Genomic DNA, 18937 nt, shown 5'->3' with positions numbered 1-18937 from the left:
TATGTTAAATGTTTGTTTTTCATCGCGCTATTTTGCTCAAACACATACCAATAGCATGGAAAAACTTGTTGCAGTTGCCGAGCAATTACAACAATTTAATCATTTTAAATTTCATGAACCCCAACCCATAGATCCAGAAATTCTAAAGGCCTTGCATTCTCCCAAATATGTTGAGGCATTTTTAACCGGACAACCTACTAAACTTGCAACATTTGCTGGTTTTAAACCTTGGAACGAACAATTACGTGATGCAGTTTTGTCCATCAATGGTGGACAAATACTGGCGACAGAGCTGGCTTTTCAACATGGTATTGCAGCCAACATTGCACAAGGTTTTCATCATGCCAATTATGACTATGGAGGTTCATACTGTACCTTCAATGGTTTGGCACTGATTGCACAGCATTTTTCCAATAAACGGATTTTTATTCTGGATTGTGATCAACATGGTGGTGATGGAACTGCCGAATTTACCCGAAGATTAGACAATTTATATAATTTTAGTATTTATGGTTTGGCATTTGGCTATCCCACGTATGAACGTGCCGAAAGTCGTCATGTGCATACGAAACATGGCAGTTTTGCACAATATACCATGGCGATACACGAGGCTTTTCAACGTGCCAATGAGTGGAAAGCCGATATTATTATTTATCAGGCAGGCATGGATTGTCATCAAGCAGATCCTTACGGTTCAGCATGGTTGAGTACAGAATTAATTCAAAAGCGCGATGAAATGGTATTTAACCTTGCTAAGCGAGAGGGGATTCCACTGATGTTTGTACTTGCAGGTGGTTATCAGAATCTTGAGGATCTGGTCAATTTGCATGCTCAGACTTTTCATACAGCCCATCAAATTTATTATAAAAAACCTAAAGACTGAATTTGTCATAATTTGGCTGGATTTCCATGTTTTTTGGCTTAATTGGGTGATGCGTAATAAAGCGCGCACAATAAAATGATAATAATTCTTATTTGTGGAGCCATCCCATGTTTATCCAAAATTTAGAAAATTTTCCAATCATACCGATCAGTTTCCAACCAGCTGATGCCGTTTCAGTCACAGAAACCATAGCCATATATGAATCATTACTCAACCGTAAAGAAATATTCGTGTTTCTCAGTGAGGGCGCCTTTTCTGAACCACAGGCAGATCATGAAGCACGTAAACAGGTTGCTGCTTGGGTGAAGTCAAAACGTGAGATTTTGGCACAATACGTGAAAGCTTTTATTCATATTGAGCCGGATGCAAATATTCGTTTAGAAACACAAAAGTTTGCCAATAATTTTATTAAGTTCTCCGGTTATCCGATGTTTGTTGTCGATAACCAACAGCAAGCAAATAAAATAATTGATGCTTTGCTAAGGAGACAAATCGGTTAATGATGCATCTGTCACCCAAAAGTTATTTACGGCAATCATGAGAAAAAATCAATAAAACTTAAGTCAGCTATGATGCAAAAAATGAATAATAGCCAGAATGCTCTGGCTATTTTATTGTTCTCTTTAAACTTCAGCATTGACCAAAGGGGTTTCGACCGTAAAGTTTGGTGGAGTCAAAACGGTTTTTCTCAATTCTTCAGAAAGCTCCGGATAGTCCAGTGTGTAATGTAAACCACGTGATTCTTTACGTTGCATAGCACAACGCACGATCATTTCTGAAACCATGACCAAATTACGCAATTCAATCAAGTTCTTACTGACGTGGTAGTCTTGATAGTATTCGGTGATTTCTTTTTTAAGCATTTCAATACGATGTAAGGCACGTTGTAAACGCTTGGTGGTACGAACAATCCCAACATAATTCCACATGGTTTGACGCAGCTCGTCCCAGTTCTGTAAGATGACGACATCCTCATCTGGGTTGGTGGACTGAGAAGCATCCCATTCTGGAACATCAGGACTTTCAAAAGGTTGGTCAAGTTTGGCTTCAATATCTTTTGCCGCACTCATGCCATATACGAAACATTCCAAAAGAGAATTACTCGCCATACGGTTTGCACCATGTAAACCTGTATAGGATGTTTCACCGATCGCATACAAACCTGCAATGTCCGTCTGGCTGTTTTCGTTTACAACCACACCACCACAAGTATAATGTGCGGCTGGAACGACTGGAATCATATCCTGGGTAATATCGATTCCCAACTCGAGCAGTCGTGCGTAAAGCGTAGGGAAGTGTTCTTTGACGAAGTGTTTAGGTTTGTGGGTAATATCCAACCAGACATGGCGAATACCCAGACGTTTGATTTCATAATCGATTGCTCTAGCCACAATATCGCGTGGAGCAAGTTCAGCACGTTCATCAAAGCGCAACATGAAACGCTCTCCATCAGGGAGACGTAAATATGCACCTTCGCCCCGCATCGCTTCTGTGATTAAGAAAGAGCGTGCCTGAGGATGATATAAACAGGTTGGATGAAATTGGTTGAATTCCATATTTGCGACACGGCACCCGGCACGATATGCCATGGCAATACCATCACCAGTCGCAATATCAGGGTTTGAAGTGTACAAATAAGCTTTCATTGCCCCACCACAAGCAAGTGCGGTAAATGGTGCTAAAAATGTATGTACTTTTTCATTGCTTTCATCTAATGCATACAGACCCACCGCTCGGTTCGGCTGCTGTTTATGTCCAAGCTTATGGGTCGTGATCAAATCAATCGCAATGTAATTCTCAAAAATAACAATATTTTTCTTTTCGCGTGCTCTTTCAACCAATGTGGTTGAAATCGCTTTTCCTGTGGCATCTGCTGAATGGATGATACGTCTTTGAGAGTGTCCACCTTCACGGGTCAAGTGAAGCTGCTCATCTTCATCTAAGGTAAACTGAACACCATGGTTCAAAAGGAAATCGACTGAAGGTCGCCCCCCTTCAACAGTATGTTTCACTGCATCAAGTTCACACAAATGTGCACCTGCAATCATAGTGTCATCAATATGCTGTTGAATAGAATCTGTTTCATCGAGCACAGCAGCAACGCCACCTTGAGCATAATATGTGCTTGCATCTGTCAATGTAGATTTTGCTAAAACAGCAATATTTAAATGTTCAGGTAAGGATAAGGCTAAACTTAAGCCTGCACCGCCACTACCCACAATAATCACATCGAATTGATGAGTTGTGTTTAAATTAGGCATGTCCATCAGCTAATTTGAAAAATGTTTGCTAATAACACTCTTTTTTTTAACAAATTACAATAGTTAGATGCGTCAGATTTTAGTATAAATAAGCGATTCTCAGTCTCTTAATATGATTTTAAGTAAAGTATTGTTTTATAAAAAAATGTAAACATATTATTACGCAAAGACATCAAATAATATGTTACAAATATTTTTTAAGCACAATCATCAGATGTAGGTTCGTGATAAATGAGTAATGGTCTAATGCAAAAAGGTATGTATGCAGCAGTATTCACTGTCGCTGCGGCTACATCACAAGTTCAAGCTTCAACACCTGTCGATTTTTCTAATTTGGTGGAACAGGTGAGTCCGGCAGTTGTCAGTGTAAACGTGGTTAAAAAATTATCTCAGGAAGAATTGCTACAGCAGCAGGTGCCTGAAATTTTAAAACGTTTCTTTGGTAATCAGATCATTATTCCACAACAGCGGGCACCACAAGAAAAAACAGCTTATGGCAGTGCATTCTTTATCAGTAAAGATGGTTATCTACTCACCAACCATCACGTGGTTGAAGATGCTTCTAAAGTGACCATCATGCTCAATGACCGTCGTGAAATCGATGCTAAAGTCGTGGGCAGTGATGAACGTACAGATGTGGCTTTACTTAAAGTCGAAGGAAATAATTTTCCATCATTGTCAGTAGGAAATGTAGATCAACTTAAAGTGGGACAGCCAGTACTTGCGATTGGTTCACCCTTTGGTTTTGACTATTCTGCATCAGCAGGAATTGTCAGTGCTAAATCAAGAAATATGATGGGTGAAACCTCTGTACCTTTTATTCAGACCGACGTTGCGTTGAATCCGGGTAACTCAGGCGGTCCGTTATTCAATCAACAAGGTCAAGTGGTTGGGGTAAATTCACGTATCTTCAGTGGTACGGGGGGGTATATGGGGCTGTCATTCTCCATCCCAATCGATGTGGCAATGGATGTTGTTGATCAACTGAAAAAGAATGGTAAGGTGACACGTTCTTATCTCGGCGTGATGTTACAGGATATCGATCGAAATCTTGCTGAAGCATATAAATTGGATAAACCGGAAGGTTCATTGATTACTCAGGTGGCGCCAAACTCACCAGCTGAAAAAGCGGGCTTTAGAGCAGGGGATGTGATTCTAAAATATAATGGTTCGCCTATTTCAAGAACATCGGAATTATTAAATTATCTCAACCGCACTCAACCTAATCAATCCGTGAAACTTGAAGTGTTGCGTGATGATAAGCCGCGAGTGATTACGGCGACATTAACTGTTGCACCTGATGATACCCCTGCAAAAGTTGATAATACTACGGCATCAGCCAAGCCTCACAAAGGTCCAGTTATTGGTGTTGCGATTCGTGCATTGACTGAACAGGAAAAGAATCGTTTAAATGTGAAAGGTGGTGTGTTAATTCAAGATGTAACACGGGGTGGTTTGGCTGCTCAGTCAAGAATTATGCCGGGCGATGTAATTACTCAAGTGAATAATAAGAAAATCAATACACCGAATGACTTTGTGGATGCTATAGCTGAATTGCAGAAAAATAGCGTTGCACGTGTGGCCATTGTGCGTGAAGGACAACATGCAATGATTGGATTACGTATTCAATAAATCCAATTGATGTAAATCAGCCACTCTAGGAGTGGCTTTTTTATGTCAAAATGCAGCAATTTTTTTAAACATGATGAAGAGTAGGAAAGTTCATATGAGCTCAGTATTTGATTTGGTTATTCACGTTAAACCAGAACATATTGATGTTTTGGGTCATGTGAATAATGTCGTCTATGTACAATGGATGCAGGATGTGGCATCGGCACATATTGAAAATTTAGGTGTGGGCTTAAAGCAATATTTAGAAATGAAGCATGCTATGGTGGCTGTGGAACATCATGTACAGTATCGAAAAGCAGCGATGTTAGATGATGAAATCATTTTACGAACATGGCTCTATGATATTAATGCATTGTATTCTTTCCGCCAGTATGCTTTTTTCAATGCCAAAGATCAGACTTTGCTATTTACAGGCAATACCAAATGGGCATGCATAGAAATTGCCACAGGTCGTCCAAAGCGTATGTCACCAACATTCATACAGGCTTATCAACCGATCGATAAAGATCTGGATCCGTATGATTTGAGCTTGAATAAAGAAGTTTAAATTGCATTTCAATTTATGTTGATCAAGTGCAATGAAAATAACTTAAATGGCGAAATAATATAAATTATCACTACCCAAGCTATTGCTAATATGATGAACAGATCATTTTTTAGATCAGACAACTGAGTACTTGAGGTATGTACTTTAGATAACAACGACTTTATATGTTGTTTCTAAATACGCTCAACAATATATTTCTTTCTCTATAACAGCATTCTGCTATAATCCGTGCCAATTTCATAAACTACTTTTGCTATGTTGTTTTAAGTTTCATACATAGCGCTATTCATTGTTCAAGGTAGCCCATGGCGCAAGCTAAAAAATCTGTTGATATTAAAAATATCCGTAATTTTTCGATTATCGCTCACATCGACCACGGCAAGTCGACTCTTGCTGACCGATTTATTCAAATGTGTGGTGGATTACAAGATCGTGAAATGCAGGCCCAAGTTTTAGACTCTATGGAGCTTGAACGTGAGCGTGGAATTACCATCAAAGCGGCTTCTGTAACATTGTATTACACGCATCCGAATGGTCAAGAATATCAGTTAAACTTTATTGATACTCCGGGACACGTCGACTTCTCTTATGAAGTTTCTCGATCATTGGCTGCCTGTGAGGGTGCACTGTTGGTTGTGGATGCTGCACAGGGTGTTGAAGCCCAATCTGTTGCAAACTGTTATACCGCCATTGAACAAGGCTTAGAAGTACTGCCAATTCTTAACAAAATTGATTTGCCTCAAGCTGAACCTGAACGTGTAATCCATGAAATCGAAGAAATTATTGGAATCGAAGCAACCCATGCACCTACTTGTTCAGCAAAAACAGGTTTAGGAGTAGAGTCAGTTCTTGAAACTTTGGTGGATGTCATTCCTGCGCCCCAAGGTGATCGTGATGCACCGCTTCAAGCACTGATTATTGACTCATGGTTTGATAACTACTTAGGCGTGGTTTCATTGGTTCGTATCAAACAAGGTCGTGTGCGTAAAGGTGATAAGATGTTGATGAAATCAACAGGCCAGTCACATATCATTACCTCGGTAGGTATTTTTAATCCAAAACATACTGAAACAGGCATTTTAGAAGCAGGTGAAGTCGGTTTTGTGATTGCTGGGATCAAAGATATTTTTGGTGCGCCAGTGGGTGATACGATTACACTTGCAGCAACACCAGAAGTTGAAACGTTACCGGGCTTTAAAAAGGTAAAACCACAGGTCTATGCAGGTTTGTTTCCTATTGATGCCAGTGATTTTGAACCGTTCCGTGAAGCCTTGCACAAACTGCAAATCAATGACTCTGCTTTATTCTTTGAACCTGAAAGTTCAGATGCACTTGGTTTTGGTTTCCGTTGTGGCTTCTTGGGTATGCTGCACATGGAGATCGTACAAGAGCGTTTAGAACGTGAGTATGATTTGGATCTCATCAGCTCAGCACCAACAGTGATCTATGAAGCATTGATGAAAAATGGTCAAACGGTTTATATCGATAGTCCATCTAAAATGCCAGACGGTTCAACCGTAGAAGATTTACGCGAGCCAATTGCAGAATGTCATATTCTTGTTCCGCAAGAATACCTAGGCAATGTGATGACGCTGTGTATTGAGCGTCGTGGTGTGCAAAAAGATATGAAGTTCTTGGGTAACCAAGTGTCGATTAGTTTTGAAATTCCAATGGCAGAAGTGGTCATGGATTTCTTTGATAAATTGAAATCATGTTCACGTGGTTTTGCTTCTTTGGATTATAACTTTGTCCGTTTTGAAAGTTCATCTCTGGTTAAGGTTGATGTACTAATTAATGGTGATAAGGTGGATGCCTTAGCAATGATTTGCCATCGTAATGATGCCCGTCACCGTGGTATTGCTTTGGTTGAAAAAATGAAGGACTTGATTCCACGCCAAATGTTTGATGTCGCGATTCAAGCCGCGATTGGTGCACAAATCATTGCACGTTCAACTGTAAAAGCTATGCGTAAAAACGTATTGGCTAAATGTTATGGTGGTGACGTTTCTCGTAAAAAGAAATTGTTATCTAAGCAAAAAGAAGGTAAGAAACGTATGAAACAAGTGGGTAGTGTTGAAATTCCACAAGAAGCGTTCCTTGCTGTGTTAAAAGTAGAAAGATAAAAACTAGAGGTCTGATTGCTCATGGATTTTGATTTTAATTTAATTCTCGTTCCTGTAACGCTGGTTTTTTTTGCGCTGTGGTTACTTGATAAGTTTGTGTTGAAACAGCGTGCAACCAAAGGAAAGGGGAATGAAAATGTCGTTATTTCATGGGCATATGATTTCTGGCCTGTTCTTGCTGTAGTTCTTGTTTTACGCTCTTTCTTCTTTGAGCCATTCAATATTCCTTCTGACTCTATGGTCCCGACCTTAGAAACAGGAGATTATATCTTGGTGAATAAGTTCCAGTATGGCGTGCGTTTACCGATTACCAACACCAAGATTCTGGATATTGGTGAACCGCAACGTGGTGATGTTGCTGTATTCCGTTATCCTGAAAATCCAAAAATTAGCTATATCAAGCGTATTATTGGATTACCCGGTGATCATATTGAATTCAATCAAGGTCAGTTGACCATTAATGGTAAAAATGTTGAGCAAGTTCCAACTCAGTTTAGTCGTGAAAAGGATATTTTAGATACACCAAAATCGATTTACTACTATGAAACAATGGGTACCCATAAACATTTGGTTCGTTTATTGGAGGGGCAAAATCCTCTGATTGCTGCATTTAATTATGCGCAAAACAAACAGGATTTACCTTATGTGGCGACTGCAAACGATCGTTTCGTAAAGTCAAATGGACAGAGCTGGGAAGTTACTGTACCTAAGGGTCAATATTTTGCGATGGGTGATAACCGTGATCAAAGTGCTGACAGTCGTTTCTGGGGCTTTGTACCTGAAGAGAATTTAACAGGTCATGCAATTTATGTTTGGATGCATAAAGAGCCGGGTCTAAAAATTCCATCATTTAGCCGTAATGGTGCAATTCAATAAACGCAATCCCTGCAAATGCTAAAAATAAAGAAAGGTCAATGTTTATTGACCTTTCTTTTTGATCTGCTAAAACTATGAAGTTATATTGATTTATAAGAAAAATAAAACAGAACAAATGATTTGAACTAGCAACTTGACGCAGTTTAAAGGATAATAGTGTCGATAAATTTTTTATCACAGTATTGTTTTCCAGTGTATAAGAAGTTTATAAACAATTGAAAATGATGAGTTTGCCTAAATCATAATTCTTGATCTAAGCAATAACTCTTTTTTGATTGGGATTAGGGATTATTAATTCTCACCTGTTGGATAAGAAAATGCGTAAAAATCAACAAGGCGCTTCATATATTGGAATTTTATTGGGGATAATTGCTTTAGCTTTTATGTTGAAAATCATAGTAGCTGTATGGCCATTATACTGGGATGATCGTGTGATTAACGGTCAAATTGTAGAGCAAATCAAAAATAGCTCTGCTGAAATCACACCATTGAAATTTGCAACAGAAGTTGACAAAAGGTTAGAAATGAACAATATCCGAGATACCAAATTCGAGGATATTGCGACTGTTTCAACTAAAGATGGTTTACAAGTGACTAAAAAATATGAAGTACGAAAAAATTTCATGCTGAATATTGATTTAGTCCTCACTTTCGAGAAGAGTTTTGATCAAAGGTCAGTTGAAAGTAAGTGATCTTCGCTTACAAAGTAGAATCGGTTACCAGTTTAAACAACACGAGTTACTACAACTCGCGCTGACTCACCGTTCGGTGAGTCACAAACACAACTATGAGCGTCTAGAGTTTCTGGGTGACTCATTGTTGGGGATGATCATCGCAAATTACTTATACAATGCCTATCCTCATGAAAATGAAGGGCGTTTAACCCGTATGCGTGCAACTTTAGTACGTCAGGAAGCATTGGGTAAAATTGCCAATGATTTAAAATTAAGCCAAAGTTTAATTTTAAGTACCGGTGAATTGAAATCAGGCGGTCATCATCGTGAGTCAATATTAGCGGATACGGTTGAAGCGATTATCGGCGCAATTTATACAGAAAGTCAGGATTTACCTTTGTTGGAATCCATTGTTCTCAAATGGTATGCCCCTTATCTGGATCATATTGAGCCGACAGATCAGTTAAAAGATCCAAAATCGCGCTTACAAGAGTATCTACAAGCCCGTAAAAAACATCTCCCTGTTTATGAGGTGGTTGATATTCAGGGTGATGCACCAAATCAACATTTTAAAGTAGAATGTACTATAGATGGCTTACCTAAAATGATGGGTGAGGGATCGAGTCGCCGTTTTGCAGAACAGGCAGTCGCGGCGGATTTTTTAAAGCTATTGGAGCAGTAAACTGCATGAATACACATTCCGATCACAATGATGCTGATCACGAGTCGTCTGAAAACGGCAATGATTTAATTAATCAATTTTTTAGTTCACAAGGCACTGAAATTCCATCTGATTATCGCAGTGGTTTTGTTGCAATCGTTGGACGTCCAAATGTAGGTAAATCTACTTTGATGAACCATTTGTTGGGTCAAAAGTTATCGATTACTTCACGTAAACCACAAACCACCCGCCATAAAATCATTGGCATTGATAGTCGTGAAAAATCTCAGGCAGTTTTTGTGGATACCCCAGGTATGCATAAAAAAGAAGTGCGTGCCATCAATAAGATGATGAATAAAGCGGCACATTCGGCTTTGCGTGATGTCAATCTGGTTTTATTTGTGCTTGATGCGCAGAAATGGACGCAGAATGATGAGTTGGTTTTAGAGAAGCTTAAAAACGCAGAAATGCCAGTGGTTCTCATCATCAACAAGATTGATACTTTAGAAAACAAGCGTATGGTGTTGCCGTTGATTCAAGAACGTGCAAAGTTAATGAATTTTGCTGAAATTGTTCCAGTGTCCGCATTACGTGGTGCCAACTTGGATCATTTACGTGACGCAATTGAAAAATATCTTCCTTTCCAACCACCATTGTACTCTTTGGATCAGTTGACTGACCGTTCTGAGCGTTTTCTTGCGAGCGAAATCATTCGTGAGAAAATCATGCGTCAGTTAGGTGAAGAACTTCCTTATGATTTAACGGTTCAAATTGAGTCATTTAAAACAGAAGAAGCAACAATCAATGAAAAGACAGGCCGTCCAAAAGCAGCATGTACATATATTGATGCTACAATTTTTGTTGATCGCCCTGGACAGAAAGCCATCGTAATTGGTGAAAAAGGTGCTAAGCTGAAGAAAATCGGTATGGATGCTCGTGTCGACATGGAAAAAATGTTCGAGCAGAAAATCATGTTAACGCTTTGGGTCAAAGTCAAAGGCGGTTGGTCTGATGATGAACGTGCTTTAAAAAGCCTAGGCTATAGCGATATTTAAGTCATTTTGTTGGGAACTGTCATGATCCGAGTTATTTCCATTCTTGCATGCGTCATAATGCTACAAGGTTGTATTACCAAAATTGTGACGGTTCCTGTCAAAGTTGCTTATAAAACCACTAAAGGTGTAGTCAAAGGGACTGCGGCTGTTGTTGGCGCTGTAATCCCTGATGGGGATGACGATGAAGACAAGAAAAAAGAGAAGGATGAATAAGATAAAGCAAGATGCGCAATGAAATCTTGCATGGTTATTTGATCCATCATCGAAAATACCGCGAACGCAGTCATATTGTGCACTTGTTTACACAAGAGCATGGTCGTGTCGATGGTATTCTTCGACAAACACCACCGCCTCAGTATCAACCGATTACCTTGCAAGCTTCAGGAAAGTCTGAGCTTAAGAATTTTTCTAAACTGGAAATTTTAAATCAGCCAATTTTCTTTTATGGTGATGCTTTTTTTTCAGGTTTTTATTTGAATGAAATCATTCTTAGACTTTGTCCACTTGAAGAAATGATGCCTGAAACTTTTCAGCAATATCATATAACCTTGCAACATTTACAGAACTTAGCGGAACATCCGCAAGCGGATTTATTTCTTCGACAAATTTTACGCCAGTTTGAACATGCACTTTTAGAGGAATTAGGCTTTCCACTAGACTATGAGCATGATTCAAATCAGCAAATGATCACTACTGCACAACGCTATCAGTTTCAACTGTCTGAAGGCTTTATGCCAGTCGCACATACCTCCTCATCCACTTTGCTTGGACAACAAATTTTGAGTATGGCAAGTTATGAAAAGGGTAGGGATTTTAGTCCAGAACAGTTACAATTATTGACCAAGCTTTACCGACAAATGATCACATCACTTTTAGGTGATCGACCATTGAAGAGTCGTCAGCTTTGGATTCAAAATGCTCAATCTAAATCTTTGAGCCGTTAATTTCATTTTATTGGTTAATTAGGAAAATGTTATGGCTGCATTGCTGGGTGTAAACATTGATCATGTTGCAACACTAAGACAAGCGCGTGGAACAACTTATCCTGATCCTGTGAAAGCAGCATTGATCTGTGAACAAGCAGGGGCGGAAGGCATTACTTTACACTTGCGTGAAGATCGTCGTCATATTCAGGATGATGATGTGCGCCGTATGCGACCAGTACTGAAAACCAGAATGAATTTAGAAATTGCGGTAACTGATGAAATGGTTGCATTTGCAACTGAGATTAAACCGCATCATGTTTGTTTTGTGCCGGAAAAACGTCAGGAAGTAACCACTGAAGGTGGCTTGGATGTTGTTGGACATTTTGCAGATGTCAAAGCGGCTACACAGGCACTCACAGCGATTGGTTGCGATGTTTCTTTATTTATTGATCCTGACTTTGCACAGATTGATGCAGCAATTGCCTGTGGTGCGCCAACGATTGAGTTGCACACAGGTGCATATGCAGATGCTACCACAGGTGCAGAACAACAGGCAGAACTTGAGCGTATTGTGAAAGGCGTAGAATATGCTGCGGCTCAGGGTTTGGTGGTCAATGCAGGTCATGGTTTGAACTTGGAAAATGTTGCTGCGATTGCTGCTATTCCTCAGATCCATGAATTGAATATTGGGCACTCTATTATTGCTGAAAGTGTATTTGTAGGTTTGACGCAAGCTGTAAAAGACATGAAAGCTGCTATTCAAGCTGCAGTTTAATTTACTTTTTTGATTTACTTTATTGAATATTGATCATGTCGAATATGAATTATGATGAACTCATGCAGCCAGTGATAGCCTTTTTGGGTTGTGAAACCCCAAAAGCTTGGTTGGATGAAGCATTAAACAATCTCCCCTTGTTGATGCAAGATCATGCAAATTGTGAAAAGAAAGCAGCCGGAACAGCAATGAACCTGATGTTTCGCTATAGCTTTTTTACTGATTTGCAAGTCAAACTGGCACAGCTCGTACGTGAAGAAATGTTGCACTACGAGCAGGTTTTAGAATTTATGCAAAAGCGTGGTCAAGCATGGCAGGGGCTAAGTGCAGGTCGTTATGCTGGTAGTTTGCGTAAGGAAATTCGAACCTATGAACCTGAAGCATTGATTGATGTTTTAGTCATTGGTGCTTTTGTAGAGGCACGCTCATGCGAGCGTTTTTATGCGTTGGCGCCATTGGTTGATGACGAACTTGGACGTTATTACCGTTATTTGTTGAAATCAGAGTCACGACACTACGAAGACTATTTGGCGTTGGCTTTGGATGTCGCTCAAACTGCAAAATTAAAAGATCCTGAAGAAGATATTCAACAACGTATTGAATTGATTCGTGAAGTGGAAAAAGCGTTGATTTTAACTCCCGACAAAACTTTTCGTTTTCATAGCGGAGTACCCCTTAAGGGAAGTGCTTAAGTCAAGATCCACAGAAAAGACCAAAGCACTGCTTTGGTCTTTTCTATTTAAGATTTAAAAATCTATAAAAACAGTCGTTTATATTTTTCTATAGGCACTCAATCTGCTTCAGGGTTGTATTGTCCTTGTATTTGCTCAAGACTAAACAGTTCATCCAATTGATAAAGAGAATAGAATTTGTATTGTATACTTCTATGACTTTTTGCTGACGAGGCAAAAGGGAAAATTGGAAGTTATACTTTTAAAGTACAGCAACTGCTTCACAATTTTAACCCAATATTTTTTAACTCTTTAATAGTTTAATAAAATCAATACGTTATATTTATAAGTATAAACTTGGGTCATTTGATGATTTTCTGGCTTAACTTATTGTAATCATTTTATTTTTTGATTTAAAATTAGTGTTCACTACCGTATAGGTAGCTTAGAAAATAAACAGTCGGGCAACGATTTGAAATGGTGTGTTCACTACCGTATAGGTAGCTTAGAAATTTGAAAGCTATATAACAGGTGTGGTGGGTGATGTTCACTACCGTATAGGTAGCTTAGAAACAATGCAATCAGCAACGCAACCGCGAAATGGGGTTCACTACCGTATAGGTAGCTTAGAAAGTCACAAGCAATTCAAAGTATGTTAGAAAAAAGTTCACTACCGTATAGGTAGCTTAGAAAAAATGTTCTTACCGCATGATAAATTAAATACTGTTCACTACCGTATAGGTAGCTTAGAAAAATGAGGTTGTAGGTCGTACAAGGAAGAATTAGTTCACTACCGCATAGGTAGCTTAGAAATTATGAACGAGGGGTTGCGCCCAATCGCCTTGGTTCACTACCGCATAGGTAGCTTAGAAAGCATCAACTTGTTGTTGATCTTCGCCTGAATAGTTCACTACCGCATAGGTAGCTTAGAAATAAAGAACAGGGCATCTCACAAGGATATCTGCGTTCACTACCGCATAGGTAGCTTAGAAACTGTACAGGATAAATAGAGGCTATCAGAAAATGTTCACTACCGTATAGGTAGCTTAGAAACAACGACGGTACCATACCTCTGCAACATTGATGTTCACTACCGTATAGGTAGCTTAGAAAACAACTTGAATAGCCATTGCATCTTTTGTACTGTTCACTACCGCATAGGTAGCTTAGGGAGGTTGTATCGTTTCTCGGATGATTTAAATAATTATAGTGATATAACCTATTATTTCTTTGAAAAATAAAAAAAGCCCACATTAAATAATGTGGGCTTTTAGAATCTGGCTCTCCAACCTGGGCTCGAACCAGGGACCTGCGGATTAACAGTCCGTCGCTCTACCGACTGAGCTATTGGAGAATCTGCATGCGATTATAAGGATATATCACGAGTGGTCAAGCCTTTGATGTCATCTTTTCTTCATTTTTGACTTGTATGCTTTTTATTTGAACAAACACGGACAAAATTAAAAAAATGGATTTGAGTGGTTGCAAAGCCAGAGCTGACTTGTTAGATTAAAAACATAAAGAGCGTTTAAGTTTGACTTAAACCGTGTGGATTTAACCAACTTGCCAGCACTAAAATGGCTAAATAGGAGATAGCGCAATGACGACGCTTACTATTTCTCAAATTTTTGAAAAATTTTCTTTTTATCAAGAAAACTATCTTTCTATCCTTCAAAATCCTGAACAATATCATATTGAAGTTGAGCAAGCATATTTAGATGTTTGGCCCTTTTCTGAAAAAAAACTGTACTTGGGTGATTTGTTACAACTTTGGTTTAGTGAAAAATGGCTGATTAATTCAACATGTCGGTTGTTGCTTGATTCGTCGAGACTAGATTCATCAAACTCAACGATTCAATCGACTCAAAAGCAGATTCAAAGAACACAGGATTTATACCTGTTTCAATTAAGTGGCAGTACATTATCAGGCTCAAATCATGCACAGGTCTGGTCTGTTTCAGAGCAAAAAGTGCTGTATGTTTCTTTAAACAGCATTTTTAAATACTACTGCTATTTTGAATCAATTGAACGTCCAAAAAACTATTCAGATCATCAGTTTAAAACTTTTGGACAAGTGATCTAGTCACTGGTTTGTGAAGCTTTTAAGTTGAGTATTTTAAATTTGCTTAAAAGCTTCAATTGCCCGGATACGGCTTTGTTTTAAATCAACAATAGGTAGAGGATAATTCAACTGTATATTCGGATTTTTGGCATAAGGTTCATGAATAGTTTTTGCATCCAAACCTGCCAGTTCAGGGACCCATTTTCGGATATATTCACCTTCAGCATCAAACTTTTGTGATTGACTGACTGGATTGAAGATTCGAAAATATGGGACTGAATCAGTACCTGTAGAGGCGCACCATTGCCAACCGCCATTATTCGCAGCCAAGTCGCCGTCAACCAAATGTTGCATAAACCATCGCTCACCTAAACGCCAATCGATCAAAAGATTTTTGCTCAAGAACATGGCGACAATCATTCGCACACGGTTATGCATCCAACCTGTCTGTAACAACTGGCGCATTCCTGCATCAACAATCGGGATACCTGTTTGACCCATTTGCCATGCAGCCAGTTCCTCAGGTACATCACGCCATGCTAACTTTTGTGTTGTTTGTTTAAAGGGTAAATGCTTTGAGACACGTGGGAAGTCAAAGAGGATATGCTGATAAAATTCTCGCCAAAGTAACTCATCCATCCAGATTTGTTGACCAATATGATCTATAGAAAACTGTCCCTGTTGTTTTCTAAATAAAGCATTGATACATTGGCGAATGGAAATAATACCGATATTTAAATATGCGGAGAGTTGGCTGGTAGCTTCAAGATTTGGAAAATCTCGATCTCGTTGATAATGTTCAATATGGTTGTCTAAAAAATCATCTAAAAGATGCCATGCGTGTGCTTCGCCGACTTGCCATTGTGCTTCGGCATTTCTCTCAGTGAACTCAAATCCAAGAGTTTTATATGTTGGAGGTGGATTTATATGATCTTTATAAATATCCAAATCCAAAGATTGAATTTCAGGTGCAGGATAACATTGAGGCACTGAAATACTTAATTGTTCATAACAATATTTCTTAAATGCGCCAAAGACCTGATAGGGTTGATTTGACTTATTACGAACCGAGCCTAAAGGAAATAATGTACGGTCATGATATAAAATTAAATCATGCCCACTTTTATTTAAACGCTTTTGAACTTCAAAGTCTCTATTTAACTCATTGACACCACATTCAATATTGGCATGAATATTTTCAATATTTAATTTTTGACACAGTTGAGTCAGTTCTGTAGCGATATCTTTCCACAGCGGAATGGTTTGAATAATCAGGGGAATATTTAATGCAGTTAATGTGTGTTGTAATGCTTCAATTTGACATAAATAAAAGTCGATTTTAATTGGTGCATCATCATGCTTCTGCCATTGTTCAGGAGAAAGGATAACCAGCGCAATCACTGTGCCAGACTGACGGGCATGCCAAAGGGCAGTATGGTCATGGATACGTAAATCTTGTCTAAACCAAATGAGCTGTTTCTGCATAAAATTTTCACAATTCGTTTTGTTGCCACATGATCCAAATCACTTTAACCCGACACCCATAAAAAAGGCAAAGTAAAAACTCTGCCTTTTCAGATCAGATCATCAGATCTTAGTGGTGATGACCACCCGCGCCATGTACATGACCATGTTCTAATTCTTCTGGAGAAGCGTCACGTACTTCTACGATTTCAACTTCAAAAGTAAGATCTTGACCAGCCAATGGGAAGTTTGCATCAACGATTACGTTTTCGCCTTCAACTGCTTTAACTGTAACGATTTGAACACCATCATCAGTTTGTGCTTGGAACTGCATACCAGCTTCAATGTTTTCTACACCTTGAAACATTTGAGCAGGAACTTCTTGAACGAGGTCAGGATTGTATTCACCATAACCTTCAGCAGCAGGAATGGTCACTGTAAACTTGTCACCTACAGTTTTACCTTCTAAAGCTTTTTCTAAACCAGGAATGATGTTACCTGCGCCATGTAAATATGCAAGTGGTTCACCTTGTGATTTATCAAGAGTTTCACCCTCAGCGTTAGTCAACGTATAGTGGAAAGAAACCACGTTGTTATTTGCAATAGCAGTCATGTTATTGATCCATTCGGTAATCGATAATTTTAAGGCTACATCATAAAGTGAAAAGCAGTTTTTGTAGACTAAATTTACTAAAAAAATGCATTTTCAGCTGTATTTTGACCATTTTTTCATAGATTGGGGCTAAAAACTAAATTTCAATGCAATTTAATTTTGGGTGCAATTTTTCGTGTAACAAAATCTTTAGCTGTTAATAGCCCTGCATGTGCATAACCGTAAATAGTGGCCTGATGGATACGGTATAAAGAGACATACATTGATTTTGCAACAAAACCTTGTACATTGACTTGCCCCAACAATTCACCGACGGCCTTATTTTCACTGAGGGATACCAATGAACCTTTGTCTGCGAATTGGAACATCGGCTGTTGGCGTCCTTTGATACGGGCATGCATGGCATCCACAAGAAACGTGGCTTGCTGACTCGCTACTTGCGCACGTGGTCCAAGCGGGGCTTCTCGTGCATCTAAAATACAGTGTGCGCAATCTCCAAAAGCAAAGATGTTCGGATCTGCTTGAGTTTGTAATGTTGCATATACTTTCAGACGTCCCATGCGGTCTTTTTCAAAACCTTCCAGATTTGCAATCACTTCAGGGGTTTTGATACCTGCAGCCCAAACTTTTAATTGTGCTTCTACAGATGTGCCGTCATTAAAATAGACCCGTTCAGCGTCGACTTTTTCAACACGTTTTCCTGTTAATACATCAATTTTCATGCGTTTTAGCTGCTGAGTTGCATGTTCAGCCATTTTTTCAGATAGGGCAGGCAAGATCCGGTCGGCACCTTCAACCAAGGTGATTTTGACATGATTTGGATTGATTTTATTTAAGCCGTATTTATAAAAATTTTGTTTGGCTTGAACCAGCTCTGCGGAAAGTTCTACACCTGTTGCACCCGCACCAATGACAGCAATATGCAGTTCACGATCAATATTTTTATTTTGTGCGTCTAAGTACAAGTGGAGCAAGTCTTGTTGGAAAATTTCCGCTTGCTGACGGCTATCCAAATAGTGACAGAATTCTTTAACGCCCGATGTATTAAAATCATTGGACACAGACCCCACAGCAAGAATCAAAGTGTCATAGCTGACTACGATTTTTTCTTGATTGGATTCATACTTACTGGTTTGCGTTTTACTTAGCACTATGGTTTTATGCTCACGGTCGAGTTGTTCAAATCGGCCAAGAACAAATTCATAATGATGTTTAGCGGCATGTGCATAGTAATTGGTTTCTTCATCGCTTGGGTTCATGGTTCCTGCAGCGATTTCGTGGAGTAGTGGTTTCCAAATATGAGTGAGTTTTTGATCAACCAGGGTGATCTTGGCTTTCTTGTTTTTACCAAGTGTATCACCCAGTTGAGTCACCAGTTCTAAACCACCAGCGCCACCACCAACAACCACGATATGATGTAGATCAGACATAAAAAACCTAAATTGTTGTTATGAAAAGTAGAATGGCTTAAATATGCCATCCTATTTAATTGTTTAGGTTTTTTTTGTATTACAGGTTACATAATTACAATAAATCTAAGTAAATTGGTTGGTTTTAATGAGGGTCTGTTGATATTTCATAAATGGTTTGCGTTGTAGGTTAAAATTGAGCAGGCATGAGGAGTATGCTCCGCAAGGAAACGAAGAGAATAGCGAGACCATTTTCAAGTTTCATAACATAGGCTGAGATAATTTTAACCACCACCTTGCGCTGC

18 protein-coding genes, 1 tRNA gene and 1 CRISPR repeat array are annotated in these 18937 nt (G+C 39.0%); of the genes, 14 read left to right on the top strand and 5 right to left on the bottom strand.

The annotated features are described in order from the left end of the window. Window position 1 precedes the first annotated feature (1 nt). Both OSH00_RS16095 and OSH00_RS16090 read left to right on the top strand, forming a co-directional pair. Entirely contained in the window at window positions 2–883 is an 882-nt protein-coding gene (locus OSH00_RS16095) for an arginase family protein (RefSeq protein ID WP_266131280.1), read from the top strand. 107 nt (window positions 884–990) lie between these two features. Continuing rightward, window positions 991–1383, top strand: coding sequence for a hypothetical protein (locus OSH00_RS16090; protein WP_266131279.1), 393 nt, complete (start codon window positions 991–993; stop codon window positions 1381–1383). Window positions 1384–1506: 123 nt separating this feature from the next. Here the strand turns inward: OSH00_RS16090 and nadB are convergent, their stop codons facing one another. Then, window positions 1507–3150, bottom strand: coding sequence for an L-aspartate oxidase (nadB, locus tag OSH00_RS16085; RefSeq protein ID WP_266131278.1), 1644 nt, complete (start codon window positions 3148–3150; stop codon window positions 1507–1509). 225 nt (window positions 3151–3375) lie between these two features. Here nadB and OSH00_RS16080 point away from each other — a divergent pair, with 225 nt between their 5' ends. From OSH00_RS16080 to OSH00_RS16030, 11 genes are all read left to right on the top strand, one after another. Further along, window positions 3376–4776: a Do family serine endopeptidase gene (locus OSH00_RS16080; protein WP_266131277.1), complete on the top strand. Its 1401-nt coding sequence runs from the start codon at window positions 3376–3378 to the stop codon at window positions 4774–4776. Between the two features lie 94 nt (window positions 4777–4870). Continuing rightward, window positions 4871–5323 carry an acyl-CoA thioesterase gene (locus OSH00_RS16075; protein ID WP_266131276.1) on the top strand — a complete coding sequence of 151 codons (453 nt, stop codon included), beginning with the start codon at window positions 4871–4873 and terminating at the stop codon, window positions 5321–5323. 305 nt (window positions 5324–5628) lie between these two features. Then, window positions 5629–7446 (top strand): translation elongation factor 4, encoded by a 1818-nt coding sequence (gene lepA, locus OSH00_RS16070; protein WP_266131275.1) that lies wholly within the window; start codon window positions 5629–5631, stop codon window positions 7444–7446. Window positions 7447–7467: 21 nt separating this feature from the next. Next, complete coding sequence (gene lepB / locus OSH00_RS16065; RefSeq protein WP_196076981.1) at window positions 7468–8322, top strand: signal peptidase I; 855 nt, start codon at window positions 7468–7470, stop codon at window positions 8320–8322. A gap of 317 nt (window positions 8323–8639) precedes the next feature. After that, window positions 8640–9014: a DUF4845 domain-containing protein gene (locus tag OSH00_RS16060; RefSeq protein ID WP_004829270.1), complete on the top strand. Its 375-nt coding sequence runs from the start codon at window positions 8640–8642 to the stop codon at window positions 9012–9014. Further along, a complete protein-coding gene (rnc, locus tag OSH00_RS16055) occupies window positions 8986–9678 on the top strand; it encodes a ribonuclease III (protein ID WP_196076980.1) in 693 nt (230 codons plus the stop codon). Before OSH00_RS16060 ends, rnc begins: the two co-directional genes overlap by 29 nt. Window positions 9679–9683: 5 nt before the next feature. Then, window positions 9684–10712, top strand: a complete 1029-nt coding sequence (gene era / locus OSH00_RS16050) for a GTPase Era (RefSeq protein WP_196076979.1) — start codon at window positions 9684–9686, stop codon at window positions 10710–10712. Between the two features lie 21 nt (window positions 10713–10733). Further along, complete coding sequence (locus tag OSH00_RS16045; protein WP_266131274.1) at window positions 10734–10925, top strand: NF038104 family lipoprotein; 192 nt, start codon at window positions 10734–10736, stop codon at window positions 10923–10925. A gap of 11 nt (window positions 10926–10936) precedes the next feature. Next, window positions 10937–11656 (top strand): DNA repair protein RecO, encoded by a 720-nt coding sequence (recO, locus tag OSH00_RS16040; protein ID WP_266131273.1) that lies wholly within the window; start codon window positions 10937–10939, stop codon window positions 11654–11656. A 31-nt stretch (window positions 11657–11687) separates the two neighbouring features. Continuing rightward, the gene (gene pdxJ, locus OSH00_RS16035; RefSeq protein WP_196076976.1) at window positions 11688–12413 is read left to right on the top strand and encodes a pyridoxine 5'-phosphate synthase; all 726 of its coding nucleotides are present in this window, start codon (window positions 11688–11690) and stop codon (window positions 12411–12413) included. A 35-nt stretch (window positions 12414–12448) separates the two neighbouring features. After that, complete coding sequence (locus tag OSH00_RS16030; protein WP_266131272.1) at window positions 12449–13105, top strand: MiaE family protein; 657 nt, start codon at window positions 12449–12451, stop codon at window positions 13103–13105. Window positions 13106–13508: 403 nt separating this feature from the next. Next, window positions 13509–14257: direct repeats of the CRISPR family, unit length 28 nt; unit sequence GTTCACTACCGCATAGGTAGCTTAGAAA. A 105-nt stretch (window positions 14258–14362) separates the two neighbouring features. Here the strand turns inward: OSH00_RS16030 and OSH00_RS16025 are convergent. Then, a tRNA-Asn gene (locus OSH00_RS16025) sits at window positions 14363–14438 on the bottom strand. Between the two features lie 246 nt (window positions 14439–14684). On the opposite strand from OSH00_RS16025, the gene OSH00_RS16020 reads away from it, so the two are divergent. Continuing rightward, window positions 14685–15167, top strand: coding sequence for a hypothetical protein (locus tag OSH00_RS16020; protein WP_196076711.1), 483 nt, complete (start codon window positions 14685–14687; stop codon window positions 15165–15167). A gap of 33 nt (window positions 15168–15200) precedes the next feature. Here OSH00_RS16020 and OSH00_RS16015 read toward each other — a convergent pair whose 3' ends face one another. From OSH00_RS16015 to OSH00_RS16005, 3 genes are all read right to left on the bottom strand, one after another. Next, a complete protein-coding gene (locus tag OSH00_RS16015) occupies window positions 15201–16631 on the bottom strand; it encodes a cryptochrome/photolyase family protein (protein ID WP_266131271.1) in 1431 nt (476 codons plus the stop codon). 109 nt (window positions 16632–16740) lie between these two features. Further along, window positions 16741–17223: an FKBP-type peptidyl-prolyl cis-trans isomerase gene (locus OSH00_RS16010; RefSeq protein WP_004829245.1), complete on the bottom strand. Its 483-nt coding sequence runs from the start codon at window positions 17221–17223 to the stop codon at window positions 16741–16743. A gap of 143 nt (window positions 17224–17366) precedes the next feature. Next, window positions 17367–18653, bottom strand: coding sequence for an NAD(P)/FAD-dependent oxidoreductase (locus OSH00_RS16005; protein WP_266131270.1), 1287 nt, complete (start codon window positions 18651–18653; stop codon window positions 17367–17369). Window positions 18654–18937: the final 284 nt, after the last annotated feature.

Source organism: Acinetobacter nematophilus, assembly GCF_026344175.1.
GTDB lineage: Bacteria > Pseudomonadota > Gammaproteobacteria > Pseudomonadales > Moraxellaceae > Acinetobacter > Acinetobacter nematophilus.
The sequence above is the reverse complement of the archived record's forward strand: the minus strand, read 5'-3'. Positions and strand labels throughout refer to the sequence as shown.